This window comes from Nocardia sp. NPDC004415 (genome assembly GCF_053602435.1).
In genome coordinates this window covers 79,613-105,715 of sequence record NZ_JBSGDP010000010.1, presented here as the reverse complement: position 1 = coordinate 105,715, position 26,103 = coordinate 79,613, and the positions used below count along the sequence as shown (strand labels likewise).

Genomic DNA, 26,103 nt, shown 5'->3' with positions numbered 1-26,103 from the left:
GAGCACCGGTGAATCGTTCCAACGCGCTGGGCGTTGACACCTGTGCGGCCTCGACTCGCTATCGCCACCGGCCACAGGTGCACGCCGTGCGTGTGCATCCCGACAGCCTGCGGATTTTCGAGCGGTCTGCGCGGTGACCGCTATCGGCTAGATGTTCTCAAACCAGAGTCATGTTACAGAGAACCCCCGCTCAGTCCTCCCGCAGCAGCGGAATGACAGGCGCGAAAGCATCCATCTGGGTGGGGAAGATGCCGACATACGACATCGAAGTGAGTTGGCGCACACGTTTGATCTGTTCGGCGATTTCCTCGAACGTACCGATCGCTACGTAGGGCGAATTCAAGATCTCCTCGACGGAAAGCTCCACGTCGACCTCGAGATTCGGGTGCAGGCCGCGGGCGATCGCGTTGAGCGCCATCTCCGCGGTCTTCTCCCGGTCGTCGGTGATGACGATGGCGGTGATGGCCCAGTTCAGCTCGATATCGGCGAACCGGTCACCGGCAGCGGCCTTGACGATCTCGACCTTCTCGATCGTCTTCTCCAGCGTGATGCCCGAGAGCAGACCCTTCCCGTTCTTGGTGGTCTGCGGGACGATCGAGACGATGTCGGCGTGCTTGGCCGCCAGCGCCAGCATCTTCGGGCCGCCACCACCGGTGCACAGCGGCGGGCGCGGGCCCTGGCGCGGGCGCGGGGTGCCCTTGATGCCGCGCACCTGGTAGTGCTTGCCCTCGAAATTGCATTCCTGGCCGCGCAGCAGCGTGTCCAGGATGGTCAGCGACTCGTCGAGCTTCTCCAGCCGGACGCCGGGGCGCTCGAACGGGATGCCCGCGTTGTCGAACTCCTCCTTGATCCAGCCCGCGCCCACCCCGACCTCGAGCCTGCCCTTCGACAGCACGTCGAGGGTGGCGAGATCCTTGGCGAGCACGACCGGATGCCGGAAGCCGTTGGCCAGCACCGAGGTGCCGAGGCGGATCTTGCTGGTGGCCTGGGTGAGCGCGCCGAGCGCGGCGATCGGGCCGATCTGGTCGCCCAGGTGATCGGGCACGAAGAAGGTGTCGTACCCGTACTCCTCGGCCTCCTGCGCGGTCTGGACGAACTTGCGCGCGCCGCCCTCCTGCTTGTTGCCCTCTCCCGCCGCTCCGAAGCGGAACGGACGCAGCGGCGTACCCAGCGCGGTCGACTCACCGACGGGTGCGGCAGCTTCGGTCATGAACTCTTCGCTCCTGGCTGTGCGATGGACTCGGGCGCAATCACCAGCGCACTTTACAGCGTGTGGGCGAAACGGAGTGCGGATGTCACAGCGAGGCATGATCCATGGCAATCATGCACCCGCTGTGACTGTGACAACTCCGTCCCGGGTGACTCAGGAATGCGGCGGATGCGGCGCGGCTTCGATGAGGCCCGCCGCCCAGTTCACCGTCCACTGGGTCGCCGTGGTGCCGTTGCCGTCGACGGTGTTGGTGGCGTAGAGGGCGTGCACCGGGTTGCCCGCCGAGCGGATCAGTGCCGCCAGGCTGCCCAGCGCGTTGGCCGGGTTGAGGGCCTCGCGCGGGGCGTCGCAGATCATGTCGCCGGGCGCGCAGATGGAGTTCACCTTCGGGGCCAGTTCACCGAAACCGCCGGGTCGCGGGCCGGTCATGCTGATACCCGGCACGTTGACGCCTTTGAGCGCCACCTCCGCGCCCTCGCCGGTGGGCGGCGGGTCACCGATCTCGGTCGGCTGGCCCGGGCCGGTGTCGGCGGTGCGGCGGCCGTCGGCGATGACGGTCACGCCGAGCACCCGGTCGGCCGGGATCGGGCCGTTGCCCGCGCCGATCTGGGCGGCGATGTCACCGGCGATCACCGCGCCCTGCGAGAAGCCCGCGATGACGAAGTTCGTCAACGGGCATTCCCGATGCCGCTGCGAGAGCACATCGGTGGCCCGCGCGGTGCCCTCGGTCCGGCTGACGTTGTAGGAGGCCTGGCCGTCGGGCGGGAAGGCGATCGGGTTCGAGAACTGTGCCACGTACGGCACGGTGTAGACCTCGAGCCGGTCGTCGGGGAACTGCGCGCGCAGCGGGCCCGACACGCTCAGCATCAGCGAGATCGGGTTGGCCTGCGGGTTGTACGGGTCGTCGGTACTGGACGACTCCCAGGTGCCCGGGATCGACAGGAACATGACGTCCGGGCAGTCCGCCGACTGCGAGCTGGGCGGCGGCGGGGTGGGCGGGGTCGGCGGCGGCTTCTCCAGCCGCCCGGCCAGCAGGTACCACAGCAGCAGGACGACGATGATCGCCAGGACCAGCAGCGCCAGCAGCGTGAAGCACCCCGCAGGCCAGAACCTGCGGGTCTGTCGATTCCGGGGCGTCACTAGCAGTAGGTCGAGGTCGCGGCCGCGATATAGACCTGGGAAGCCTTGTCGACATCCATCTTGGATTCGTCGAAGTTGGCGTCGGACCCGGCGATCGCCGCGACGAACGGGGCGATGTCGGCGTCGGAGGCGCCGGTGGCACGGCTGGAGCAGATGTAGTTGGCCGCGGTCAGCGCGATGTCCGGGCTGGCCGGGGTGATGCCGTTCTTGCTCAGCTCATCGAGGAAGGCCTGGTCCTTGGCGGTGACCGGCGTCGCGGGGGTGGTCGCCTCGGGCGCGGTCTGCGGCTGCTCGGGGGCGCTGGTCTCCGGCGCGGCGGAGGAGCTGGGCGCGTGTTCGCCGTGCTCGTCGGCCGACGGGGCCGGGGCCTGCGTGGACGCCGCGGGGGCGCTCGCGCTGCTGGAGAGGGTGGGCGTCTGCGAGGCGGTCGAGTCGTTGCCGCCACAGGCGGACAACAGAGCGACTGCGGCCAGCGCCGCGACCGATCCGGCTACCTTGCCAGGGATCCGATGCATGAAGATGTCTTTCCTCGATCGTTCGTCAGGGAAGCGGTCGCAGACCAGGCTAGCCGGACATCGCCCCTGTTCGGGTGCCAGGCGGCGAAGTTCAGAGAGTTCTCAGCCCGGGCTCACACCCCGTGAACTTCGGATTTGCCGTCTCGCACGACGATGAACCCGGTCTGGAAGTTCTGCTGGATGCCGCCCGGCACGGCGAACTCGTCACTCACCGGGAAACCCAGCCTGCCGTTCTCGAAACCCTGCTTGCCCCACTCCTCCATCAGCGCGCCGTTGCGCACCGACCAGGCACCCGAGAGCGGGCTCCAGTAGATGTTGCCGCCCTCGAACCGGCTGTAGCGGCCGAGGTCCTTCAGCGGCGCCTCCTCGGCGACCGGGAACCCGAGCGGGCTGTTCTCGAAGCCGAGCTGGGCGTACTTGTCGAGCACGAAGCCCTGCACGCGGTGGGCGCCGGTGGGCGCGCTGTAGAACATCGGCCCGTGTTCGAAGGCCTGCACCGCGCCGTCACGGCTGGGGGTGGCCGCCTCGGCGGCGACCGGATACCCGGCCGGACCGCGCTCGTAGCCCTGCTTGCCCCATTCCTCGAGGAACGCGCCCCGCATCACCTGGGCGCCGGTCTCCGGGGTCCAGTAGATCGAGCCGCCCTCGAAGGTCTGCATGCGGCCGCGTCCGTCGGGCAGACCCACCTCGTCACCGGTGGGCAGACCCAGCGGCGAGGCCGCCCCGCCGACACCCGCGTAGGTGCCGCCGATCCGGCCGGCCACCGCGTGCGTTCCGGTGGCCGCGGAGTGGAACACCCGCCCGTGCTGGAAGTCCTGCGCCACGCCCGCGGCCGCCGGATACTCCGCGCTCAGGCAGCCGCCCAGCCAGTTCGCCGCCTGCGCCAGCCCGGCGATCGCCCCGCCGAGACCACAGTTGGCCCCGTTCGGGTCGGTGCCGAGCGCCGCCGCGGCCTGGCTCCAGGACTGGCGCATCTCGAAGTCCCAGTACGGCCAGGTGTGCGTGCCGGAGGGCCGGTAGTTGGCCTGCACCGGGATCGACAGCTTCTCCAGCTTGGTCACGAAGTTCTCGGTGGACAGCCGGGCCAGGATCTCCAGCCCGGTGCCCGCCCAGTTCTCGCTCAGCAGCGGCATCTCGCTGAGCTGGTCGTGCGTACCGGCCAGCCCGCTGCCGCTGGAGACGTACATGCTCACCCCGCGCAGCTTCTCGGCCAGCAGATAGGGGTCGTGCGCGGCCCACTCCGGACCGCCGGGCGGGCCCCACATGGCCGCGGCGTCGAAGCCGCCCGCGTCCTTGTTGGCGAAGGTGATCGCCTGCGGCATACCGAGCGTCGTGGTGGTGAGCAGCCCGGAGTAGGAGGCCACGTATTTCATCAGCCCGGGATTGCGCCCGGCCAGATTCATCGCGGCCGTGCCACCCATCGAAAGTCCTTGTACGCCACGCACATCGGTGGTGCGCCAGTCGCGTTCGAGGATGGGCGGCAGTTCCTTGGTGAGAAATGTCTCCCACTTGTAGGTGTGGCCGTTGTCAGGGGCGAGCCAGTCGGAATACCAGCTCGACTGGCCACCCACCGGCAGCACCACATTCACGTTCTTGTCGGCGTAGAAGCCCTCGGCGTCAGCGTCTTTGGTCCAGCCGTTCTCGTCGTCCTGGGCGCGCAGGCCGTCGAGCATCAACAGCATGGGGAATTTCGCGTCCGGACGCGCGTGCCAGTCCCTGGCCAGCAGCATCTGCACCTGGATCGGGGTGTTCATCGCCGCGGAGTACACCCACATCGACACCCGCCGATCCGAGAGCCACTCCACCCGCTGCACCGCCGAGGTCACCGGCTGGGCCTGCGCCTGGGCGGGCACGGCGACGACGGGCGCCAGCAGCGCCACGGTCGTTGCCGCGATTCCGAGGATCCGCCGCATGGGCGCTCGGACACGATGTTTCGACATGCGCGACCCTCCTCATCCCCACCCACGGGACAGCCTCATCCTCGGTTGTACCGCAGTGCGCGGCGATAACCGGGACGACACGCGAAGGCCGATGACAACGAAAAGACCGGCCCACCCTGCGGGTGAGCCGGTCTGCTCGGAGTTGCTGGACGAAAACTGTCAGGCGCCCAGCGCGCCCAGGATGTGCGGACGCGCCTTCCACAGCTCGTCTTCCCAGTACTTCCACGAGTGGGTGCCGTTGGCGGGGAAGTCGAACACGGCGCTGATGCCCAGGGTCTTGAGCCGCTGCTGGAAGGCCAGCGTGCTCACGAACGAGATGGCCTCGATGCCCATGGCGTTGGCGGTGTTGTACACCCCGCCCAGGCCGGCCGGGCGGTCGTGCTGACCGGGCAGGCCGTTGGCCGAGGAGATGAACATCGGCAGGCCACGCAGCTCGGGCGCGAAGACCATCGGGTCCATCCGCAGCCACGCCGGGCTCCACGGAGCGGCCATGGAGTCGACGTTGAAGCGGCCCGCGTCGAGCATCATCACGCGGATGGCCTCACGCATGCCGGGGGCACCCCAGTTCAGCGGGCCCGAGAGCGAGGACGCGTGCTTGAACTGGTCACGGTGCAGCGCGGCCAGGCGCAGCGCGGCCGGGCCGCTCATCGACAGGCCGAGCACCGCGTTGTTGGTGCGGGAGACGCCGTAGCCCTCGAGGAAGGCGGGCAGCTCCTCGGTCAGGAAGGTCTCCCACTTGTAGGTGGTCTTCTGGCCGTTGGTGTTGGAGGCCGAGGTCCAGTCGGCGTACCAGGACGACTGGCCACCGACCGGCATCACCAGGGTGACGTTGTCGTTGGAGAACTGCTGCATCGCGTTGGTCTCGAACGACCAGGCGTTCTTGTCGTCGCGGGCGCGCAGGCCGTCGAGCAGGTAGAGCGCGGCGTTGCCACCGTTGCGCGCCCACTGCACCTGGACCTTCACCGGGCCCATCTTCGAGGGCACCATCAGTTCTTCGTAGCCACCGGCCGGGGCTCGCAGCGCGGGCGCGGAAGGCGCCGGGGCGGCGAACGCGGTCGGGGCCGCCCCTGCGGCGATCGGCAGCACCAGGGCTGCTGCGCCGACAGCTAGAATTCGATTACGCCAACCACGAGGTGCTGCTGCCCGGGACGCGCCCAGATCACCCTTCGGCGCGACGGCCTTGCCGAAACGCATGTGAATTCCGCTCTCTTTCTGCTGTTGTGGCATGCCAGACAGGACTTGATCTTCGACTGGTTCCCGACAAGCCAGCCGAAACAACGATCTGGTCACACTTACGCTCGCTGGAGCGTATTCCAGTCACGAATTAGACGCAAGAGGACGGGTTTTCGGCCGCCTCGTCGCCGAAGGGCGAGACGTAACGCCGCAGGCGGAGTATCGCTCTTCGGCGGCGAGGCCCAAGGGGCCGAAAACCCCGCGGCGCCAGCCGCCGACAATTCAGCCGATATTGGCCGACAGGTCCGGGATCATCCGCAGGGCTTCGTCGTTCCAGTTGTTCCAGGCGTGGATGCCGAAGGGCGGGAACGAGTAGACGGCGTTGCGGGCGCCGAGGGTGGCCATGCGGACTTCGAAGGCGCGGGTGTTGGCCAGGGCGAGGGCCTCGAGGGCCATGCCGTTGACGGTGCCCATGTGCGGGCCGTCGGTGCCCGACGGCAGGCCCGAGGCCGCCGCGATCCAGAGCCGGGTGTTGTTGGCGACGAGGTTGGGCGCGAAGACGAACGGGTCCATCCGCAGCCACTGCGGGCCCCACGGCGGCGCCATCGAGTCGACGTTGTAGCCGCCCGCGTCGAGCATGGCGATGCGGATGGCCTCGCGCATTCCGGGCGCGGAGATGTTGAGGTAGCCGGAGAAGGCACCGGCGAAGCTGAACTGGTCGGGGTGGTAGGCGGCCAGGGTCAGCGCGGCCGAGCCGCCCATCGACAGGCCGAACACGCCGTTGCGGAAGCGGTTGAAGCCGAGGCGGTCGGCCAGGGCGTTGCGCAGGTCGCCGGTGAGGAAGGATTCCCACTGGTACCGGTAGCTCTTGCCGGGACCGCCGGACAGCGCGTTGGCCGCGCCGGAACCGGAGTTCGGCGCGCCGTTTCCGGGAATGCCGAAGAATTCACTCGGGGAGTTCCAGTCGGCGTAGAAGCTGGACATGCCACCGACCGGCATCACCACGTTGATATTGGCCGCGGCGAGCGCGTTGGGGATATCGGTTTCGATCTCCCAGCCGTTGAGCGTCTCCGGCGCGCGCATGCCGTCGAGGACGTAGACCACGCGCTGGGTGTTGCCGTCGGCGGCGCGCAGCACGCGCGACTTGATCGGCCCCATCCCGGAATCGACCCAGAAGTCGAAGGCCGCGCCGTTGAAACCGGCCGAGGCCGGGGCGGTGGCGCCGCCGACGGCCGTCACCACGGGAACCAGCAGTGCCATCGAGACGCCGGCGGCCAGGCGCCGCACCCACGATCCCCGGGGGACCTGCACGGACCGATCCTTGCGGCGCAGTGTTCGCATTCGACTAGACCTTTCTCGGCTGACCGTCAGCGCAAACCCCGAGCTACACGGTCGGTTCCCTCATCGGGCGTCGAAATGGATCAATCCAGGGCAAAACGGACGATTCAACCTCGACGCATGCTCACTGTGTATCAATCGCTGAACGAATGCCTACATGTTGCTGGAAAGTGACCCCGAGCACAACTCGCGGTGACCTGCCGCTCATGATTCGTCACCAGCTTTCGCTCGGATCGTGACGTAAACGAAGAAAACCGCCCGATGCGCAAGGCACCGGGCGGTTTTCCGTCGAGCGGGGTGGACTAGCCGATATTGGCCGAGAGGTCCGGGATCATGCGGTTGACCTCGGTCTCCCAGTTGCGCCAGTTGTGCACGCCGGTGATCGGGAAGTCGAAGTTGGCGTTGCCGCCGCCGAGGGTGGCCATGCGCACCTGGAAGGCGCGGCTGTTCACCATGGCGAGCAGCTCGAGCGGCACACCCTGGACGATCTCCATCGGGTTGGACACGTCACCGGGGCCGGGGATACCGCTGGCCGCCGAGACCCACACGCGGGTGCCGTTGGCCACCAGGCGCGGGGCGAAGACGAACGGGTCCATCCGCAGCCACTGCGGGCCCCACGGCGGCGCCATCGCGTCGATGTTGAAGCCACCGGCGGAGATCATGGCCGCGCGCATGGCCTCACGCATGCCGGGCGCGGAGATGTTCAGGTAGCCGGAGAACGAACCGGCGAAGCTGAACTGGTCGGGGTGGTAGGCGGCCAGCGTCAGCGCGGCCGAGCCGCCCATCGACAGACCGAACACACCGTTGTTGTTGGGGTTGAAGCCCAGCCTGCTCGACAGCGCGTTGCGCAGGTTGTTGGTGAGGAAGCTTTCCCACTTGTAGGTGTTCTTCTTGCCCGCGACCTGGGCGGGCGCGATCGACGACCCGGTCATCGCGGAGCCGGTGGCCGCCGAACCGGTCGAGCTGCCGCCCGAACCGGCGTCGATGCCGAAGAAGTTGCTCGGGGCGTTCCAGTCGGCGTAGAAGCTGGACTGGCCGCCGACCGGCATGACGACATTGATGTTGGCCGCGGTCAGCGCGCGGGCCACATTGGTGTCGATCTCCCAGCCGCTGAGGTCGTCGCGGGCGCGCATACCGTCGAGCGCGTACACCACGCGGCCGGTGTTGCCGTCGGCCGCGCGGAAGATCCGCGACTTGATCGGCCCCATCTCGGAATCGACCCAGAAGTCGAATCCACTGGGGTCGAACGCCGCCGACGCGGTGCCGGTGGTACCGGCCACCGACGCCCCCAGCGGCAGCACCACAGCCAGCGACACCAGCACCGACTTCTTGAGCCAGCCGGCTCCCCTGGCTCTCAGACGTCCGCCACGCATTCTGTTTTGGGCCTTTCCTCGTGCGGTTCGCGCGGAACCACGGTTGCAAATGCCGCCGACTGTCATCCGGCACACCAGTGCGCCGACGGTGGAGTTCTCGTTGACCATATCGCTACATCGATAGCCTGGCGTTACCGAAAAGTGATTTAGCGGCGAATACCACTCGTTTTGCCTGGCCAGCCGCAGGAGAGACTAGCCTCAGCGCGGCGGCTGCGGATGCGGATCGACCAATCCGCATCGCTGGATCTCGTACTTGGGCACCCGATCGATCCGGTACTTCGCGAAGCTCAGCGCGTGGCGCAGATTGTGCTTGAACCGGTCGAAGGTCAGCGGTTCGCGGGTGGAGATCAGCAGCGCCTGGGTCTGCGGGCAGCTCATCGCCGCGCGGGCCTGGGTGACCCACTTCTCGTCCATGTACCAGGGCATCCACGGATGGATGTCGACCATGCCCGAATCGACCACCACCCAGTCCGGGTAGAGGCTCTTGTCGTGGCCGATGCGCCCGTCGGCGAGCCGGTCCGAATGCGCGGCCAGCGGGTAGGCCAGGCCCATCGGATCGATCACGCGCACGTCCAGCGGGACGTTCATGCTGGTCATGCCCAGGTTCAGGAAGTAGACCGTGTGCCCGGCACCGCCCTCGGGGATCGGCTGCGGCGGCGGGTCCAGGTACCAGAAGGTGAACGAGGGCGAGTTGAGCAGCAGGCCGCCGTTGGGGTTGGCCGCGATATCGGTGACCATCGCGCGCATGCGCGCGTAGTCCAGGTAGTCCTCGGCCAGGATCGGATGGTCGTGGCCGGTGTTGAGCACGTAGTAGACGCGCTCGTCGACGATGCCCGAGGAACTGATCTTGGTGCCGGTCTTGATGGCGGTGGTGTTGGCCGCGAACAGCGACCAGCCCACCGCGCCGAGCAGCGCGATCAGCAGCGCCACGAACGACCAGTCCTTGCGCGAGCCGTTGCGCGGCAGCCGCAGCGGCACCACGGCCACCGGCAGCAGCAGCAGGAACAGCTGGGTGAGCAGCATCCGGCCGTGCATGAAGTCACCGCCGACGCGCACCGCGTAGACGGTCAGCAGCAGACCGCTGCTCAGCACCATCACCACGACCGCACTCGGCGAGCGCAGCCACGCGCGCACGCCGCGCACCGAGAGCTTCGGCAGCGCGAACCCGCGCGCGATTCCGGCCACGATGCCCGCGACGAGCAGCACCAGCAGCGGAATCCACAGGTAGTACGGCCCGACCAGGTCCCACAGGTAGGTCAGGCCCTGGCCCCACTTGGCACCGCCGGCGTCCTTGGCGACTGCGGTGTTCGGGTAGGGCAGGCCGTAGTAGCCCATCCGCCAGATCTGATACGCCACCGGCACGATCCCGGCGACGAACACGATCAGTGCGCGCAGCGCGGTCGGGCCGAACCGGAACTCCGGCATCGGGGCCAGGAAGATCATGCCCAGCGCGAGCACGCCGATCAGCGTGGCCTCCGGCCGCACCAGCGGCGCGAGCCCGGCCAGGAAGACCAGCCCGAGCAGGCTCGGCACCCGCACCACCGCGGCCTGGCTCCACCGGATCATCAGCCACCACAGCAGCCCGACCCAGCAGATCACCAGCCCGCTCTCCAGCCCGGAGGTGGCGTAGTCGCGCGCGGGCGGCAGCGCGATGTAGACGAGCACGCCCGCGGGCAGCAGCAGCTGGGTGGAGGTGCCACCCCACAGCCGCGCGGTACCGAGCATGGCGAACACGATGGCCAGCAGCGAGACCGTCAGCGCGACGCCGAGCACCACGTACTCGAGGCGCGCCTGGGTCAGCCAGCTGAAGAACCAGACCACGTAGGTCCAGGCGGTGCTGGTGTTGGTCTCGACCCGCTCGTCCATATTGAACACCGGGCCGTTGCCCGCGAGCAGGTTGCGCACGGTGCGCAGGACGATCAGGCCGTCATCGGCGATCCAGCGCCGGTTCCAGGCCCCGACCGCGAAGATCACCGTGGTCAGCACGATCCCACCGACGAAGGTGGCGCGGGACAGGACTGTGAAACGCGCGGCCGGACGCGCCGACTCGTCGTCGCGTAGCCGCTCGTATTCGGTTGATTCCCGCTCCGCTACCACGATCTCGTCAGGTGAGATAGACAGCGACACCTACCGCTCCGATCCAGGCAATAGCGAGGAACTGCAGGATGCGGTCCCCCAGCGCGATCTCTTCGGGTTCACCGGCCTCGCCACCGTCGACGTCGACCGCGTAACGCAGGATTGCGATGGTAAACGGGATCATGGAGATCGAGTACCACTGGGTGTCGCGCAGCTCGTCCTGCTGGAACGCCCAGAGGCCGTAGAAGATCACCACGGCGGTGGCGGCCAGCGTCCAGATGAAGCGCAGGTAGGTGGGCGTGTAGTACTGCAGCGACTTGCGGATCTTGGCGCCGGTCTCCAGCGCGATCTGCAGTTCGGCGTAGCGCTTGCCCGCCGCCATGAACAGCGAACCGAACGCCATGATCAGCAGGAACCACTGCGACAGCGCGATATCGGCGGCAGCGCCACCGGCGACCGCGCGCAGCAGGAAGCCCGAGGACACGATGCAGATGTCGAGCACGGCCTGGTGCTTGAGGCCGAGGCAGTAGGCCAGCTGGATGCCGATGTAGATCGCCATCACCACGGCCAGATGCCAGGACGCCAGGAACGAACCGGCGATCGAACCGACCAGCAGCACCGCCGCCAGCGCGTAAGCCAGGTTGACAGGAACGACGCCCGCCGCGATCGGCCGGAACCGCTTGGTCGGGTGCGCCCGGTCGGCCTCGACGTCGAGGGAGTCGTTGACCAGGTAGATGCCCGAGGCCGCCATGCAGAACACCACGAACGCGATCGCGACGTGCACCAGCACGCCACCATCGCTGATCGCCTCGGGTCCCACGGCCAGCGGCGCGGCGAGCACGAGCACGTTCTTGACCCACTGACGTGGGCGGATGGCCTTGATGACGCCGCCGACCAGGGTCTTCGGCGGGCCCTTCACGACAGCCTCGTCCAGGACGGCGGCGGACGGTTCTTCGCTCATCTCAGCCAAGGTTCTTTCAGTTGCGGTCAAGGTCGGAGTCTCTTTTCGGCGGCTAGCACGGCGGCTGCCGACGCGGCCCCCAAGGCGGAACCGGCGAGCACGTCGGAAGGGTAATGCACGCCGAGCACGACCCGGGACAGCAGCATCGGCGGCACGAGCACCGCAGGCAAGGGTAGCCCGGTCAGCCTGCCGAGCAACACAGCCGCCGCCGTTGTCGAGGTCGCGTGCGAGGACGGGAAGCTCAATTTGCTCGGCGTCGACACGTTGACCTGCACCGCGGGACTGTCCGGACGCGGGCGCCGGACGATCCGCTTGATCACGATCGACGCGGCGTGCGCGCCGACCGCGCCGACCGCGACACCGGCCCACTGCCGACGGCGCGGCTTGTCGACCAGCCACCCCGCCGCGGCGATACCGACCCAGCCCAGCGCGTGCTCACCGAAGTGCGACATGCCGCGCGCGGCCGAGACGACGGCCGGGCTGGTGCCGATGGTGTTCTGCACGGTGTTGATGATGCCGACCTCGAGCGGCACCTCGATGTACTCGTCGTCGCCGCACGCGCAGGCGCACTCGCCGCCGCAGCCTTCCTCGATCAGCTCGAGCTCGGGCGTTTCGGGGTTGATCGCGTTCACTTCTCGGTTCCTGTCTGGAAGATCTTCTCCCACGCGGCCGTGCTGGTGAGTTCGGCGTGCGCGGCCCGGTAGCGCTGCTGCATCTCCGGGAAACGGGCGGTGAGCTCCTTGCGCAGGCGCAGGGCTTCCTTGAGCAGTTCGGCGGCCTTGCGCGGGTCGCGCTTGCGGTAGACCACGCCGCGGCCGTCGGCGGTGGTCACGGTGACGCCGTCGACCTGCGAGAGCAGGAACCAGCGCGCGTCCAGCGTCGGCACGTTGAGCTGCGGGGTCGCGTGCGCGGCCGGGTCGGCCTTGCGGAAGTTGTGCACCACGCCCTTGGCCAGGCGCGCGACCTTGGCGATCGGGTTGCCCGGCTCGCCGGTCGCGCCGACACCGTGCCGGTTGGCCAGCGGCAGCTCGGTCGAGGACGGCAGCACCACCGCGTCCGGGTACTCCTTGCGCATCGCGTGGATCTTGCCCAGCGCGCTCGGCAGCAGGTCGAACAGGCCCTCCGGCCCGGCCAGGAAGTCGCGGATCGCCTCGTTCTGGATGGCGACCGTGGAGTACTCCAGGCACAGCAGGTGCTTGAGGGTGGCCTTGACGGTGTTCACGATCATCGGCTTGCCGTCACCGGGCAGGTGCAGCGAGGCCACGACCAGGCGGTTGCGCAGGTGGAAGTATGCCTGCCAGTCGATCGCGTCGTCCTTGTCCGACCAGGCCATGTGCCACACCGCCGCGCCCGGCAGGGTGATGGTCGGGTACCCGGCCTCGCGGGCGCGCAGGCCGTATTCGACGTCGTCCCACTTGAGGAACAGCGGCAGCGGCTGACCGATCTGCTCGGCCACCTGGCGCGGGATCACACACGTCCACCAGCCGTTGAAGTCGACGTCGATGCGCCGGTGCAGCAGCTTGGAGTTGTCGCGGTCCTTGAGCGGGTACTTCGAGAAGTCGTGGTCGTACTCGACGTTGGGCGCCGAGGACCACATGAAGATCCCGCGGTCGACGACCTCGCCCATGCTGTGCAGGTGCGAGCGCTCCTGCAGGTTCAGCATCTGCCCGCCGACCAGCAGCGGCGACTTGGCGAAGCGGGAGAACGCGAGTGCGCGCAGGATCGAGTCGGGCTCGATCTCGATGTCGTCGTCCATGTAGACGATGAACTCGGCGTCGGTCTTCAACGCCTCGTACATGACCCGGCTGTAGCCGCCGGACCCGCCGAGGTTGGGCTGGTCGTGGATGCTCAGCCGGTCACCCAGGGCCGCGGCGGCCTCGGTGAAGCCGGGCTCGTCGACGACCTTGCGGTTGCCCTGATCGGCCACGATCACACCGGCGATATTGTCGAGCACCAGCGGGTCCGAACCCAGCGCGGCCAGCGTCTTCACCAGGTCGGTGGGCCGGTTGAAGGTGGGCATGCCGACCGCGATGGTGCCGGTGCCCGGCGCCTCCTGCGCGGCGTAGTAGCCACCGGCCAGCAGCGTCACGGCGGTGTCGGTGGTGATGTCGAACCAGATCCAGCCGCCGTCCTCGAACGGGCCCAGATCGGTCTCGAACTCCACGAACACCGAATCCGCGCCCTGCTCGACGGCGAATTCCTTGCCCTGCACGTGGATTCGCGAACCGTCGGCCTTGGAGCGGTAGACGTCGACGCGCCCGTGCCCGTCCAGTTCCAGCCGCAGCACCACCGAGTTCAGCACACTCCAGCGACGCCAGTAGCTCGCGGGCAGCGCGTTGAAGTAGGTGCAGAACGACACCTCCGACTCCGCGCCGATCGAGAGCGCGGTCCGGCTCGTAGCGTGTGCGCGACGCGCGTTGGTGGTGGATTCCTCCAGGTAGAGGGTCCGCACGTCCAGCGGTTCACCGGGCCGCGGCAGGATGATCCGCTGCAACAGCGCCTTGGCGCGCGTCTCGGCGGGCCGCGCCGCCTGGCTCCGGCCGTTCTCACTCGCGGTCTTTCGGCGCGGGCGCGCACTCGGTGCGGCGGCGGGGGTTTCCTGCCCGCTCGCGCGCGTCGACTTGCGTCGGGTACGGGTGCTCGCCGACGCGGTTTCGGCCTGCCCGTTCAGCTCCGGTTCCTGCTGAGGTGCGGTCGGGGCCGCCTCCTGACCCTGCCCGCTCACGCCTGGTCCACCAGGGTCGCGCCGGACTCCAGGTGCGGCCGCAGCACGTTCTCGAACATGCTCAGCGCCGAACCGATCGCCATGTGCATGTCCAGGTACTGGTAGGTGCCGAGACGACCGCCGAAGAGCACCTTGTGCTCGGCGGTCTCCTGCTTGGCGAGCTCGCGGTAGGCCAGCAGCTTGGTGCGGTCCTCGGGGGTGTTGATCGGGTAGTACGGCTCGTCGCCGGTCTTGGCGAAGCGGGAGTACTCGCGCATGATGACCGTCTTGTCGGCCGGGTAGTCGCGCTCGGGGTGGAAGTGGCGCGGCTCGATGATGCGGGTGTAGGGCGCGTCGGCGTCGTTGTAGTTCATCACCGAGGTGCCCTGGAAGTCACCGGTCTCGAGCACTTCGGTCTCGAAATCGATGGTGCGCCAGCCCAGTTCGCCTTCGGCGTAGTCGAAGTAATGGTCCAGCGGGCCGGTGTAGACGACCGGCGCGTCCGGGCTGGCGGCGCGGATCTCGTCACGCACGTCGAACCAGTCGGTGTTCACGCGCACCTCGATGAGCTCGGAGGCGGCCATGTTCTCCAGCCACTTCGTGTACCCGTGCTTGGGCAGGCCCTCGTAGGTGTCGTTGAAGTAGCGGTTGTCGAAGGTGTAGCGCACCGGCAGGCGGGTGATGTTGCCCGCGGGCAGTTCCTTGGGGTCGGTCTGCCACTGCTTGGCGGTGTAGTCGCGCACGAACGCCTCGTAGAGCGGGCGCCCGATCAGCGAGATCGCCTTCTCCTCGAGGTTCTGCGCGTCGGCGGTCTGCACCTCGGCGGCCTGCTCGGCGATCAGCGCCTTGGCCTCGTCCGGGGTGAAGTAGCGGCCGAAGAACTGGGAGATCAGGCCCAGCCCCATCGGGAACTGGTAGGCCTGCCCCTTGTGCAGCGCGAACACCCGGTGCTGATAGTTCGTGAACTCGGTGAACTGGGTGACGTAATCCCACACCTTCTTGTTCGAGGTGTGGAACAGGTGCGCACCGTACTTGTGGATCTCGATACCGGTCTCGGGCTCCGGTTCGGAGTAGGCGTTACCGCCCAGGTGGTAGCGGCGGTCGAGCACCAGCACCCGCTTACCCAGCAGGTTCGCGGCACGCTCGGCGACGGTCAGTCCGAAGAAACCGGACCCGACCACGATCAGGTCGTACTGGTTGGCCGGGGAGGAAGAAGGCGATGCGGCGGTCACGGGAGCCCAGCGTATCGGAAGACCGAACTTTGTCCCGGCGGAGTCACCGACCTCCCCACGACCTGGACCGACGCCACCGCCTCAGCGGTAGGGCTGGGGCGGGGGCAGCGGGGCGTACCCGGCCGGTTGCCCACCGAACCCGGACGGCCCCAACCCAGACTTGCGAACTATACGGCCGTAACGACGGTCAGTAGTACGGGTACGGGGGCTGGGTGTGCCGGCCTTCGCGGATCCAGCGGCCGGTGGAGCCCGCGGCGGCGAGGCAGAGGATGAGCAGGGCGAGGCCGCCGCCGATGACGGAGCCGACGAGGGCGGGGCCGGGGTCGGCGCCGCTGTCGAGGGTGATCAAAGTGGAGATGCCGACGCCGGCCAGGGCCAGGGTGGACAGGATGATCAGGATCACCCGGCCCGCGGCTTTGCGGCGGAACAGCAGGATCGAGCCGAGGAACCACAGCAGGCAGGCGCCGCCGCCGAGGATGAGCGGGACCGCCATCGCGTCCGAGGCGGCGCCGTCGATCTCGGACATGGCCGCCATGGTCACCAGCAACCCCACCCCGCCGAACATCGACAGCACCAGGGCCAGCAGGGCCGCGGTGATCGCGGTGCCGCCGCCGGCGCGCGGCTGCCCGTAACCGGGCATGGCACCATACGGCGCGGCACCGTAAGCCGGTGCGCCGTAACCGTATTGGGGACCGGGCGCCATATAGGGCTGAGCGCCGTAGCCCGGTTGCGGTTGCGCGTAACCCTGTCCCGCGTACGGGTCGTAGCCCTGCTGCGGGCCGTACGGATACCCCATGGTGTCCCCCTCCTCGAAAGTCCGACCTGGGCGAAACTATACGGTCGGTTCGACCGACGGGTGCGGGCGAGCGAGCGTGTAGTCCGCCGTCCACGGCAGCAATGCGGGCAGCCCGGCGAGCACACCGAGCGCGACCGCCGACGCCGACGCGGCCCAGCTGTGGTTCACGATCGCCGTCACCGCTCCGGGTACCCCGCCGAAGCCGAGCGCAATCGAGGAAAGCAGCGGCTCGGGCGCGAACCAGTGGATGCCGTATTCGGCGTCGTAGTCCACCAGCGTGGCCAGCAGCGCCAGCACACCCAGCGCGAGCTGGGTTCCGGCGGCCACGATCACCAGCCAGCGGCCGGTTTCCTCGCGCCGGGCCAGCAGCAGCCCGCCGTATCCGAAGACGAAGGCCGCCGCGAGCGCGCCGAGCAGGGTGAACAGGGCCAGCGAGTCGTCGAGCAGTTCGGCGTCGCGCACGAACGCGCGCGCCAGCACCGCCGCGCCGATCAGATTGGCGATGGCAGCCAGCGCCGCGAGGCTCACCGCGACGGTCGCCGCGACCTCACCGGTTCTCGTGTTCGTCTCCCGCACGATCAAGACCGTATCCCGTGCCGCGTCACCGCGTGACGGTCCATCGCCGCGTCGGCTCGATCAGGCTGAGCACCAGGATCACCACGTTCAGCCCGAGCCACCAGTCCAGCACCCCCAGCCGCCACCCGTGCCCCGCCCCGTTGAGCACCACGACCAGCAAGGTCGCCGCGCTCATCGCCCCCGACACCCCGATCAGCATCCGCCGCCCGAGCATCCGCCGCCGCAGCAACAGCACCGCCCCCAGCAGGTACACCGCCCCGAGCCCGCCCACGATCCCCGCCCCCGTGTAGTCGAGTTCGATCGACCGCCCGAGCACCAGCAGCACCACCGCCGCCCCCGCGACGACCAGCCCGGCCACCCCGACCAGCACCCCCAGCCACCCGCCCACCAGCGCCGTCACCGCCCGCCGCGACCGCCCGTCCGCCTGCTGCTCCACACCTGCCCCCGTACTCGAACACCGCCGCCGTCAGTTATACGGCGCGACCGCCGATCGAGCACGATTCGGACCATTCGGCGCATTCCGGCCGTCATCGATCCAGCGTTGCGTGCTCGGCAGGACGGCCATGATCAAGACCGCCAGCGAAACCAGCGCGGCCATCACCGCGATCGCGATCAGGCCATTGCCGCCGCTGGCTACCGCGATGCCGACCCAGGCGAAGAAGGCGAGCCCGGCGCCGATGATCACCATCGTCAGACCGGCGGCCTGCCTGCGCAGCAGCAGCGCCCCGCCGATCCCGAGCAGCACCATGCTCCCCCTTCGAATGCGGGCGGATACTCCCCGCTGGGTGAGCTTATCGCCGGTTCACTCGGACGACTTCCCCGCGACGTAGGCGCGGAAGGCTTCCAGGATGTAGTCGGCCGTGCCTTCGCCGTGGACATCGTAGTTCTTGCGGAAACGCGGGTCGGCTACGTACATCTCGCCGAGGCCGAGCAGGTATTCGTCGGTGACCGGGCGGCCCTGGGTGCCTGTGCCGAGCCAGGCGACGTGGCGGGTGACGATGGACTGGACGGTGTCGCTGTCGACGGGAAGGGCTGCGGCGGCGGCCTTTCCGAAGTCGGCGGCGATGTCGCGCTGGGTCTGCAGGAAGGACGCGCGGTCGGCTTCGGTCAGCGCGCTCCACCAGCGGTCGCCGCTGTCGTAGGCGTCCTTGCCCCAGCGCTCGATCACCTCGTCCTTGTACCGAGTGTGGTCGAAGCCGTCGAAAACCTCTGCGGCCATGAGGGGTTCACCTCTTTCTGTCTTGTGCAACGTGGTCGACACCGAGTCGATCTGCCGCGCGATCCGGTCCTGTTGCTGCCGAAGCAGTTCCAGGTGGGTGCGCAGCGCGTCGGCGGTGTCCTGTTCACCGGCGAGGACCTCGGCGATCACCGGCAGGCCGAGGCCGAGTTCGCGCAGCAGCAGGATGCGCTGCAGGCGAACCAGGGAGTTCTGGTCGTAGTAGCGGTAGCCGTTGGCGCCGATCCGGCTCGGTTCCAGCAGGCCGAGCTGCCCGTAGTGGCGCAGCGTGCGGCTGGTGGTGCCCGCGGCTTTCGCGAGGTCCTGGATGGCCCATTCACCCGCCATGACCAGCTCCTTTCCCGTCGGTGAGACCAGTCTGCAAGTTGACGCTACGTCAAGGTCAACCCCGATTCTCAGAACCCGATCTCGACCTCCACCGCGTCGCGTTCGGTGACCATCCGCCGGTACCGGGCGCCGAGTTCGGCATTGCCGATGCGCGGCAGCACCAGGCCCTCGGGGATCAGCTCGGGATGGGCGTCGACCTCGCGCTGCGCGGCACTGTCCTGGATCAGCGCGCCGATCGCGAGCAACCCGACATACACCCCGGTGCCCTCGACCTCGGCGGCCAGCTGCCGCACGAACGCCCGCTGCGCGCCCAACGCCACGCCGACATTGGCCAGGTAGGGCTGCAGATGACGTTCGGAGGCGCCGGAGGAGTACAGCAGCGCGCCGCTGCCACGCTCGATCATCCCGGGCAGCAGTTCCCGGCTGAGCTGGATCGAGGAGTACACCTTGAGCGCCAGCGGCAGCTCCAGCGCGGCCCGGTCGACGGCACGGGTCGACTCGCTGCGCACCGACATGTGCGCCGCCGCCGCGTGTACAGCGACATCGATCGGCCCCAGCTTGTCCTGCACTCGCGCGACGACCTCGCTGAGCTGCGCGGGCTCGGTGATATCGGCCGTGAACGGCTCGGCCTCGATGCCCTCGGCGCGCAGGGCGGCCGCGCGCTCGGCCCCCGCCACCGCGTCCCGGCCGATCACCGCGACCCGATAACCGTCGCGCCCGAACTCCCGTGCTGTTCCGGCGCCGAGACCGGGTCCGTATCCGAAGATCGCGAGCGTGCTCATGACTACCTCACTAAGTTGAGTGTTGGTTCAAGTTATCCGCAAGGTAGCACTGAGTTGAACCTATGCTCAAGATAAATCGCGGCGCTGATTTGTAGGATCGGCGAATGCCCGAGGACAAGCCGTTGCGCAGCGACGCCCAGCGCAACCGCGACGCGCTGGTCACCGCCGCGCGCGAACTCTTCGACGAACGCGGCCTCGACGCCCCGCTCAAGGACATCGCCGCCCGCGCCGGCGTCGCCATCGGCACCCTCTACAACCGCTTCCCCACCCGCGACGATCTCATCGCCGCCGCCGTAGCCGACCGCGTCGAGGCGGGCACCCGCATCGCCGAACAGGCACTAGAGATCGCCGACCCCTGGGAATCGTTCACGGTGCTCGTCGAGGGCATCTGCGCACTGCAGGCCGGTGATCGTGTGCTCGGCGAACTCGCCCTGCGCCACCCGCCGAGCGAGGCGCTGGCCCGCGCCCGCGAACACGGCCACGCGCTGATGCGCCGGATCGTCACCCGTGCGCAGGAGGCGGGCGCCCTGCGCGCGGACTGGACCCTGGAGGACATCGCCTTCATCACCTGGTCGCACACCAGCGTGGTCGCCGCGACCGGACACGTCGCCCCCGACCTGTGGCGCCGCAATCTGGCCCTCATCCTGGACGGCCTGCGCGCGAAAGCCGCGCACCCCCTGCCGGTTCCGGCCCTCACCGAGGACCAGTTGATGCAGGCGATGCGCGGCTGACGACGTCTCAGCGCCCGGCGAGCGCCGGAACCTTCGGCGCGGCAGGCGGTTCGGGCCGAACGGTGTCCGATTCACGTGAAACAGTGCCGGGTGCAGCGGTTTTCGCCGGGATCTGGCCGAGCACCGTGCCCACCAGCGCGATCCCCAGCCCGAGGATCTGCACCGCGGTGAGCGCCTGCCCCAGCGCGATCCAGCCGATCACGGCGGCCGAGACCGGGCTGAGCAGCCCGAGGAAGGCCACCGAGGTCGCCGACACCCGCGAGATCCCGCGGAACCACAGCCAGTAGGCCAGCGCGGTGCCGATCACGCCGATGTAGAGGTAGCCACCGGCCGCCTGCGCGTCGATGGCGGGCGGGGCGCCCTCGACGAGCACCGCCAGCGGCAGGATGAACAGGCCACCGGCGGTGAGCTGCCAGCCGGTCATCGCCAGCGGGCCGACACCCTCGGGACGACCCCACCTCTGGGTCAGCACGGTGCCCGCCGCCATGGCGCCCGCGCCCGCCAGTCCGGCCAGCACGCCGAGCATGTCGAGTTCGGCATTGCCGCGCAGGACGACGAGCGCCACGCCGAACACGCCGATCAGCCCCGCGATCACCTTGCGGCGCGTCGGCACCTCGGCCAGCAGGACCGCCGCGAATCCGAGCGCGAACATCGGCGCCACCGCGGTGAGCACGCCCGCCACGCCGCCGGGCAGGCGATAGGCCGCCAGGAACAGCAGCGGGAAGAACACGCCGATATTGAGCGTGCCGAGGATCGCCACGCGACCGAGCCAGCGGCCGCGCGGGAGCACTCTGGTCAGCGCGAGCAGGACGAGGCCGGCGGGCAGGGCACGCAGCAGGGCGGTGAACAGCGGCCGGTCCGGCGGGAGGAATTCGGTGGTGACGGCATAGGTGGAGCCCCACACGATGGGGGTGAGGGCGGTGAGCGCGAGGGTGCTCGCGGTACCGGTGGAGCGGGGTGCGGTCGTCATGTTCACTCCTGATTGATAATCTCAACGTTGAAATATCTACTCGCCGAACTAGCTCAGCGTCAAGTAGATGAATGTTGAGATATTCAATGGAGAGGTAATTGCGATGCGGGACGCCATCGATCTGATCACCGCGCACTGGGATGTCGAACGGCCCGATGTGGATACCGCACCGATGGCCGTGATCGGCCGGATCACCCGGCTCTCGCGCATCCTCGATCAGGAACTCAAGCGCTTCTTCGCTGGTCACGGCCTGGAGTTCTGGGAGTTCGACGTGCTGGCCACGCTGCGCCGCTCCGGCGGCGACAAGGGGCTCACCGCGGGCGCCCTCAACCGCGCCGCCATGGTCACCTCGGGAGCGATCACCAATCGCATCGACCGCTTGGAGGCCAAGAACCTGGTCCGGCGCAACCCGTGTGCGGAGGACCGCCGGGCGGTCTACGTGCAGCTCACCGACGAAGGCCGCGCCCTCGTCGACCGTCTGCTGCCCCTGCACTTCGCCAACGAGGAACGCCTGCTGGCCGCGCTCGATCCCGAGGCGCGCGACCAGCTCGCCGGTCTGCTCCGCACGCTGTCAATCGGCCTGGACGACACGTCCCTCGACTGATCGCACCGGTCGATCCGACCGACCCTCGCCCGTCAGCGGCGCATACCGCGTCGAGGACCCGCACTGGAGGGGACTGCACTCAGAAGACACCTTCCGGCGCGCCGGTCTCCGGCACGACTTCGCCGGGGGCGCTGCCCTCCGGCGCGACCACCTCGGGGCCGCCATCGGCGGGCGGCACATCACCCGGTGCGGTCTCGGCAGGTGGCACGTCGCCCGGTGCGGTCTCGGCGGGCGCGACTCCACGCGGCGCCGACTGGTCGGGTTGCACCGCACCCGGCCCCGTCGCACCCGGCCCGAGCTCACCGGGCTCAGGCGTAGCCCCACCCTCGGGCGCCAACGCACCCGGCGAGTTCCCCGGCGACGCGCCGTTGGGCACAGCACCTTCCGGCATGGTCAGCCGTGGGCGCTGACCCGAACCCGACGACGGCAGCTGGTCACCCGCGTCCGGGACCAGGGCGAGCAGGGTCGAGAAGTCGACCACCTGGGCGCCGAGGGTGGGCGTCGCGATGATGACGCCGTTCGTGTACATCCGATACGTGCCCGCCCGTTGGGGCAGCAGCATTTCCGGGCCGATGGGTGCGCCGACGGCACTGTCTGGCCCGCCGATGCGCCGGTATGCGGTGTCGATGACACTCTCACCGGCCAGCGCCTCGACGGTCGGATCGGGCAGCGTCGGCGTCGACGGTGACGACGGCAGCGTCGGGTCGACCGGGGCCGGGGGGATCGGCGCGGTCTCGATGAGATCGTCGGGCGCCGGGCCCACTTCGAAGGTCTGGATGTCGGCGGGTCGGCCGCCGTCGGGGGCTGCCGAGTACTCCGAGCGGAGGATGAGTCCGTCGCGGAGCAGCACCGTGCCGGTGGTGGCGGCGACGGCCTCGGTGGTGCGCGCGTCCTCGAGGACCGTGCCGGGATAGACCTGGCAGTCGGTGGTGTCGCAGGTCTGCGCGTAGGCGTAGCGGTCCTCGGCGAGGGCGTAGGAGCGGGCGGCCACGGCCTGGGCGCGCAGCGCCTCGAAGGCGCCCTGATCGGCCCAGTTGGCCTGCATCTCCGCCGGTAGCAGGCCCGCGAGGTAGTCGTCGAGGTCGACCTGGTTCACCGTGCGGTACGCCCCGTCCTCGAGCGCCACGCCGAGCGCGCCGCGATAGCCGGTGCCGTTGCACAGCGTCAGGTGTTCCTCGGCGGGCCTGCCGACACCGGCGTGCACCGGGTAGACGAACGGGTCGTCGGTGGCGGCCTGCCAGAGCACTTCGCCGTCGCAGCCCGCGGTCACCACCACATTCGCGCCGCCGTCGGGCAGCGGGGTGAGGTGGGCGGCCTCGCCGGGGCCGATGGTGCGGCCGGCGACCTGCGCGCCCGCGGCGGCGTAGGTGTCGAGGGTGGCGTCGTCCTGGGCCTGCAGCCGGACGCCGATGGTGGTCTGCCCGATCTGTCCGAGTTCGGCGCCCGGGTAGTAGTGCGCGAGGATCTCCTCGGCCGTCCACCCCTCTTGCGCATTCTCGAACGCGCCGACCTGACTCATACCTCGCCCGTGACCAGCGCCGACAGTCGGCGTAACCTCCCCGGGCAGGATCTGCCACAGTCCCATCGCCCCGGCCAGCGCCAGCGCGGTCCCGCCGGCCAGCAGCGGGAGGGGCACGGTCCGCAGTACCGGCACGCTGCGGCGCCGGGTTCCACGGGTATTCCGGTTGATGAAGGTATCCGCTCTCATAGTGCGCTCCCACGGTTTCGGGGTTCGACCGGCGGAGCTCGCGTCGGCATGTCGTCGTCGCCGAGCGGGATCCGAGGGCTACATTCGAGCAATCACATAATCCTCAAGTTGAGGTTTAGATGTGTGACGTATGTTAACTAGTGTGGTGTGTGAGGCGATAGGAAGCAAGCATCACATGCCAGCGGAACACCAGGCGCCAGCCGCCACAGGCAAGGTTCGACCCTGATTGGAGTCGCACGTGCGATACCGAAAGCCGAAACGTTCCTATGTGCTCCCGGTAGTCACCACGCTCGCGGTCGCCGCACCGATCGGCGCGTTCGCACTGAGCGATTCGACCGACTACCGCAGTGCGAACGATGCCGAGGTCACCGCCGTCCCGGCCCAGCTCGCCGAGGTCGCGCTGACCTCCGCCCAGGACATCACCGTCCCGCTGCGCGAGCTGACCGGCCTCGACCTGCCCGATCTCCACCTCTCCGACCTGCAGATGCTCCCGCTGCCCACCTCGATCCCGGTCCCGCCGGGATTGCCGGTCCCGCCGGGCGTGGCGCTGCCGACCGAGATCCCGCTGCCGCCGATCCCGAGCAAGGCGCAGCCGACCCCCACCACGCAGGCGCCCGCCCCCGAGGCCGCACCCAATGCCCGTCCCCCGGTGCCGAGCACCGCGGTCCCGACGGCCCCGATAGCCCCGCCCCCGCCCGCCCCGGCCCCGGCCCCGGCACCCCCGGCAGCCGCACCCGAGGCCGCGCCCAACGCGCAGCCACCTGCCGCCGCGCAGGCCCCGGCGACGACCTCGACCTCGCAGAGCCCGGCCGCCGACGCACCGTCAGCACCCGGCGCACCGCAGTCAGAGCCCGGCGCGGGCGGCCCCGCGAGCAACCCCGTCTCCCAGCACCGCCCGTCCGGCATGAAGTTCATCGCCGACCCGGCGAACCTGGAACCCGGCACCACCCCCGACACCCCGGCCCTCTCGCCGGGTGCGGTCGGTCCGGAGCTGGTCGACGAGGTCGGCGCGCAGGTCAAGGAGATCACCCAGGACACCCCGTTCAGCATGGTCGCCGTCACCGCGCGCGACCTGGCGAACACCACCACCAAGCTGCGCGCCAGGCAGCAGGACGGGAACTGGGGCCCCTGGTACAACGCCGATCCGATCGACACCAGGGCCACCGATCAGACCCCCGCCGACGCCCCGACCGGCACCGAGCCGATCTACGTCGGCGAGACCACCGCGGTGCAGATGCTGGTGACCCGCAAGCCCACCGCGGGCCCGGACCACGACCCCGCGCACCTCACCGAGGCCGCGCTCAAGGCCGTGCTGATCAACCCGGGGCGCGCCGCCATCGACGCCGCGCTCAACGATGTCGCCGCCGCGCTGCCCAACGGTGGACCCAAGGTGATCACCCGCGCGCAGTGGGGTGCCGACGAGTCGATCCGCTGCCAGGAACCCACCTACGACGACGGTCTGGGCGGGCTGACCGTGCACCACACCGCGGGCCGCAACGACTACAGCCGCGCCGAGTCGGCGGGCATCGTCCGCGCGATCTACGCCTACCACGCCGAAACCCTCGGCTGGTGCGACATCGGCTACAACGCCCTGGTCGACCAGTACGGCCAGATCTTCGAGGGCCGCTACGGTGGCCTGGATCGCGACGTGCAGGGCGCGCACGCGGGCGGCTTCAACGAGAACACCGCCGGTGTCGCGCTGATGGGCAACTACGAGAGCGAGTCGCCGAGCAACGAGTCGATCACCGCGATCGGCCGGTTCATCGGCTGGCGGGCCAAGCTGGCCGGGCTCAACCCCAAGGGCTACACCACCATGTACTCCGAGGGCACCGAGTTCACCCCGTATGCCCTGGGTGAGGAGGTCGATCTGCCGGTGGTGTTCGCGCACCGCGATGTCGGCAACACCGACTGCCCCGGCGACGCGGCCTACGCGCTGATGGATCGCATCCGCGCGATCGCGGCGGGCAACACCACCTACAGCTCGCCCGCGACGCCGTATCGCCCGCCGAGCCAGGAGGCCCGCGCCCCCGAGCCCGACCAGCAGGTGCAGGCCGCCCCGCAGGGCAATATGGCCGAACTCGGCAGGCTGGTCGACAAGCTGCTCGGCCTGTCCTCGACCAACGCGATCGCCCAGCACTGGGTGTCCAGGGGCGGTGTGAACGGTCCGCTGGGCGCACCGACCTCGGATCTGCTCGCGGGTTCGCAGGGCAGGCAGTACGCGAAGTTCGCCAACGGTTTCGTCTACTCCGGCGAGAACGGCCAGGTCTTCGAGGTGGTCGGCGCGATCCTGGACCGCTACCTGAGCCTGGGCGCCGACTCCGGCGTGCTCGGCCTGCCGACCGGCAGTTCCTACCTGGTCCCCGATGGTCTGCGCACCGATTTCCAGAACGGTTCGCTGGTGCTCAACGAGCTCACCGGCATCGTCACCACCTTCTGGAAGACCTACGACGAGACCTACAAGTCCGAGATGAACGGCGCCAAGCCGCAACCGCCCGCCTCGGTGGTCCCGCCGACGACGACCTCCCCGGTCGCGCCTGCCCCCGCCGAACCGCAGCCGAACACCGACCCGGCCGCCCCGCAGGTCCCGGCCGAGCCGCAGGCGAGCACCGGCGAACCCGAACCGGCACCGGAACAACCCCCGGTAGCCCCGGAACCCGCCACGACCGGCTGACACCCGGCCACGGCGAAGAACGGCCGGTGCCTCTCGCGA

At 69.2% G+C, this 26,103-nt stretch carries 23 protein-coding genes; 3 read left to right on the top strand and 20 right to left on the bottom strand.

From position 1 onward, the window contains the following. Positions 1–190: 190 nt before the first annotated feature. The 18 genes from ACWEMY_RS07590 to ACWEMY_RS07505 form a co-directional block, all read right to left on the bottom strand. Positions 191–1,210, bottom strand: a complete 1,020-nt coding sequence (locus ACWEMY_RS07590) for an LLM class F420-dependent oxidoreductase (RefSeq protein ID WP_452389304.1) — start codon at positions 1,208–1,210, stop codon at positions 191–193. A 153-nt stretch (positions 1,211–1,363) separates the two neighbouring features. Further along, positions 1,364–2,350, bottom strand: coding sequence for a cutinase family protein (locus ACWEMY_RS07585; RefSeq protein ID WP_452389303.1), 987 nt, complete (start codon positions 2,348–2,350; stop codon positions 1,364–1,366). After that, on the bottom strand, positions 2,350–2,865 hold the full coding sequence (locus tag ACWEMY_RS07580) for a DUF732 domain-containing protein (protein WP_375932477.1): 516 nt from the start codon (positions 2,863–2,865) through the stop codon (positions 2,350–2,352). Before ACWEMY_RS07580 ends, ACWEMY_RS07585 begins: the two co-directional genes overlap by 1 nt. A gap of 113 nt (positions 2,866–2,978) precedes the next feature. Then, positions 2,979–4,805 carry an alpha/beta hydrolase-fold protein gene (locus ACWEMY_RS07575; protein WP_452389302.1) on the bottom strand — a complete coding sequence of 609 codons (1,827 nt, stop codon included), beginning with the start codon at positions 4,803–4,805 and terminating at the stop codon, positions 2,979–2,981. Positions 4,806–4,964: 159 nt separating this feature from the next. Continuing rightward, complete coding sequence (locus ACWEMY_RS07570) at positions 4,965–5,999, bottom strand: alpha/beta hydrolase (protein ID WP_452389301.1); 1,035 nt, start codon at positions 5,997–5,999, stop codon at positions 4,965–4,967. Between the two features lie 261 nt (positions 6,000–6,260). Beyond that, complete coding sequence (locus tag ACWEMY_RS07565) at positions 6,261–7,319, bottom strand: alpha/beta hydrolase (protein ID WP_375932468.1); 1,059 nt, start codon at positions 7,317–7,319, stop codon at positions 6,261–6,263. Between the two features lie 299 nt (positions 7,320–7,618). Continuing rightward, positions 7,619–8,689 carry an alpha/beta hydrolase gene (locus tag ACWEMY_RS07560; RefSeq protein ID WP_375932465.1) on the bottom strand — a complete coding sequence of 357 codons (1,071 nt, stop codon included), beginning with the start codon at positions 8,687–8,689 and terminating at the stop codon, positions 7,619–7,621. 198 nt (positions 8,690–8,887) lie between these two features. Next, positions 8,888–10,786, bottom strand: coding sequence for a flagellar motor control protein ZomB (zomB, locus tag ACWEMY_RS07555; protein ID WP_452389313.1), 1,899 nt, complete (start codon positions 10,784–10,786; stop codon positions 8,888–8,890). Between the two features lie 7 nt (positions 10,787–10,793). Beyond that, on the bottom strand, positions 10,794–11,726 hold the full coding sequence (locus ACWEMY_RS07550) for a decaprenyl-phosphate phosphoribosyltransferase (RefSeq protein ID WP_278260783.1): 933 nt from the start codon (positions 11,724–11,726) through the stop codon (positions 10,794–10,796). A gap of 26 nt (positions 11,727–11,752) precedes the next feature. After that, on the bottom strand, positions 11,753–12,265 hold the full coding sequence (locus ACWEMY_RS07545) for a phosphatase PAP2 family protein (RefSeq protein WP_278261178.1): 513 nt from the start codon (positions 12,263–12,265) through the stop codon (positions 11,753–11,755). A gap of 89 nt (positions 12,266–12,354) precedes the next feature. Further along, a complete protein-coding gene (locus ACWEMY_RS07540) occupies positions 12,355–14,223 on the bottom strand; it encodes a glycosyltransferase (protein ID WP_452389312.1) in 1,869 nt (622 codons plus the stop codon). Positions 14,224–14,447: 224 nt separating this feature from the next. Continuing rightward, on the bottom strand, positions 14,448–15,662 hold the full coding sequence (glf, locus tag ACWEMY_RS07535; protein ID WP_452389300.1) for a UDP-galactopyranose mutase: 1,215 nt from the start codon (positions 15,660–15,662) through the stop codon (positions 14,448–14,450). A 187-nt stretch (positions 15,663–15,849) separates the two neighbouring features. Beyond that, positions 15,850–16,458, bottom strand: a complete 609-nt coding sequence (locus tag ACWEMY_RS07530; protein WP_452389299.1) for a hypothetical protein — start codon at positions 16,456–16,458, stop codon at positions 15,850–15,852. 36 nt (positions 16,459–16,494) lie between these two features. Further along, complete coding sequence (locus ACWEMY_RS07525; protein WP_452389298.1) at positions 16,495–17,034, bottom strand: hypothetical protein; 540 nt, start codon at positions 17,032–17,034, stop codon at positions 16,495–16,497. A 25-nt stretch (positions 17,035–17,059) separates the two neighbouring features. Further along, a complete protein-coding gene (locus tag ACWEMY_RS07520; RefSeq protein WP_452389297.1) occupies positions 17,060–17,470 on the bottom strand; it encodes a hypothetical protein in 411 nt (136 codons plus the stop codon). Positions 17,471–17,500: 30 nt separating this feature from the next. Beyond that, entirely contained in the window at positions 17,501–17,782 is a 282-nt protein-coding gene (locus ACWEMY_RS07515; RefSeq protein ID WP_452389296.1) for a hypothetical protein, read from the bottom strand. 54 nt (positions 17,783–17,836) lie between these two features. Next, complete coding sequence (locus tag ACWEMY_RS07510; protein WP_452389295.1) at positions 17,837–18,598, bottom strand: MerR family transcriptional regulator; 762 nt, start codon at positions 18,596–18,598, stop codon at positions 17,837–17,839. 68 nt (positions 18,599–18,666) lie between these two features. Continuing rightward, positions 18,667–19,380, bottom strand: coding sequence for an SDR family NAD(P)-dependent oxidoreductase (locus ACWEMY_RS07505; protein ID WP_452389294.1), 714 nt, complete (start codon positions 19,378–19,380; stop codon positions 18,667–18,669). Positions 19,381–19,484: 104 nt separating this feature from the next. Between ACWEMY_RS07505 and ACWEMY_RS07500 the strand changes: the two genes are divergently transcribed. Continuing rightward, on the top strand, positions 19,485–20,111 hold the full coding sequence (locus ACWEMY_RS07500) for a TetR/AcrR family transcriptional regulator (protein WP_452389293.1): 627 nt from the start codon (positions 19,485–19,487) through the stop codon (positions 20,109–20,111). A gap of 7 nt (positions 20,112–20,118) precedes the next feature. Here ACWEMY_RS07500 and ACWEMY_RS07495 read toward each other — a convergent pair whose 3' ends face one another. Next, positions 20,119–21,081: an EamA family transporter gene (locus ACWEMY_RS07495; protein ID WP_452389292.1), complete on the bottom strand. Its 963-nt coding sequence runs from the start codon at positions 21,079–21,081 to the stop codon at positions 20,119–20,121. Between the two features lie 103 nt (positions 21,082–21,184). Here ACWEMY_RS07495 and ACWEMY_RS07490 point away from each other — a divergent pair, with 103 nt between their 5' ends. Then, on the top strand, positions 21,185–21,685 hold the full coding sequence (locus tag ACWEMY_RS07490; RefSeq protein WP_375932428.1) for a MarR family winged helix-turn-helix transcriptional regulator: 501 nt from the start codon (positions 21,185–21,187) through the stop codon (positions 21,683–21,685). A 79-nt stretch (positions 21,686–21,764) separates the two neighbouring features. Here the strand turns inward: ACWEMY_RS07490 and ACWEMY_RS07485 are convergent, their stop codons facing one another. Then, positions 21,765–23,393, bottom strand: a complete 1,629-nt coding sequence (locus tag ACWEMY_RS07485; RefSeq protein ID WP_452389291.1) for a SpoIID/LytB domain-containing protein — start codon at positions 23,391–23,393, stop codon at positions 21,765–21,767. Positions 23,394–23,661: 268 nt separating this feature from the next. On the opposite strand from ACWEMY_RS07485, the gene ACWEMY_RS07480 reads away from it, so the two are divergent. Then, the gene (locus ACWEMY_RS07480; protein WP_452389290.1) at positions 23,662–26,064 is read left to right on the top strand and encodes an N-acetylmuramoyl-L-alanine amidase; all 2,403 of its coding nucleotides are present in this window, start codon (positions 23,662–23,664) and stop codon (positions 26,062–26,064) included. Positions 26,065–26,103 lie beyond the last annotated feature (39 nt).

What these genes read in the sequence shown, in the direction of transcription:
- ACWEMY_RS07590 (WP_452389304.1), bottom strand. Translation starts at nt 1,210, where the DNA reads ATGACCGAAGCTGCCGCACCCGTCGGTGAGTCGACCGCGCTGGGTACG.
- ACWEMY_RS07580 (WP_375932477.1), bottom strand. Translation starts at nt 2,865, where the DNA reads ATGCATCGGATCCCTGGCAAGGTAGCCGGATCGGTCGCGGCGCTGGCC.
- ACWEMY_RS07575 (WP_452389302.1), bottom strand. Translation starts at nt 4,805, where the DNA reads ATGTCGAAACATCGTGTCCGAGCGCCCATGCGGCGGATCCTCGGAATC.
- ACWEMY_RS07570 (WP_452389301.1), bottom strand. Translation starts at nt 5,999, where the DNA reads ATGCGTTTCGGCAAGGCCGTCGCGCCGAAGGGTGATCTGGGCGCGTCC.
- ACWEMY_RS07565 (WP_375932468.1), bottom strand. Translation starts at nt 7,319, where the DNA reads ATGCGAACACTGCGCCGCAAGGATCGGTCCGTGCAGGTCCCCCGGGGA.
- ACWEMY_RS07560 (WP_375932465.1), bottom strand. Translation starts at nt 8,689, where the DNA reads ATGCGTGGCGGACGTCTGAGAGCCAGGGGAGCCGGCTGGCTCAAGAAG.
- ACWEMY_RS07550 (WP_278260783.1), bottom strand. Translation starts at nt 11,726, where the DNA reads ATGAGCGAAGAACCGTCCGCCGCCGTCCTGGACGAGGCTGTCGTGAAG.
- ACWEMY_RS07530 (WP_452389299.1), bottom strand. Translation starts at nt 16,458, where the DNA reads ATGGGGTATCCGTACGGCCCGCAGCAGGGCTACGACCCGTACGCGGGA.
- ACWEMY_RS07515 (WP_452389296.1), bottom strand. Translation starts at nt 17,782, where the DNA reads ATGGTGCTGCTCGGGATCGGCGGGGCGCTGCTGCTGCGCAGGCAGGCC.
- ACWEMY_RS07510 (WP_452389295.1), bottom strand. Translation starts at nt 18,598, where the DNA reads ATGGCGGGTGAATGGGCCATCCAGGACCTCGCGAAAGCCGCGGGCACC.
- ACWEMY_RS07505 (WP_452389294.1), bottom strand. Translation starts at nt 19,380, where the DNA reads ATGAGCACGCTCGCGATCTTCGGATACGGACCCGGTCTCGGCGCCGGA.
- ACWEMY_RS07500 (WP_452389293.1), top strand. Translation starts at nt 19,485, where the DNA reads ATGCCCGAGGACAAGCCGTTGCGCAGCGACGCCCAGCGCAACCGCGAC.
- ACWEMY_RS07495 (WP_452389292.1), bottom strand. Translation starts at nt 21,081, where the DNA reads ATGACGACCGCACCCCGCTCCACCGGTACCGCGAGCACCCTCGCGCTC.
- ACWEMY_RS07490 (WP_375932428.1), top strand. Translation starts at nt 21,185, where the DNA reads ATGCGGGACGCCATCGATCTGATCACCGCGCACTGGGATGTCGAACGG.
- ACWEMY_RS07485 (WP_452389291.1), bottom strand. Translation starts at nt 23,393, where the DNA reads ATGAGAGCGGATACCTTCATCAACCGGAATACCCGTGGAACCCGGCGC.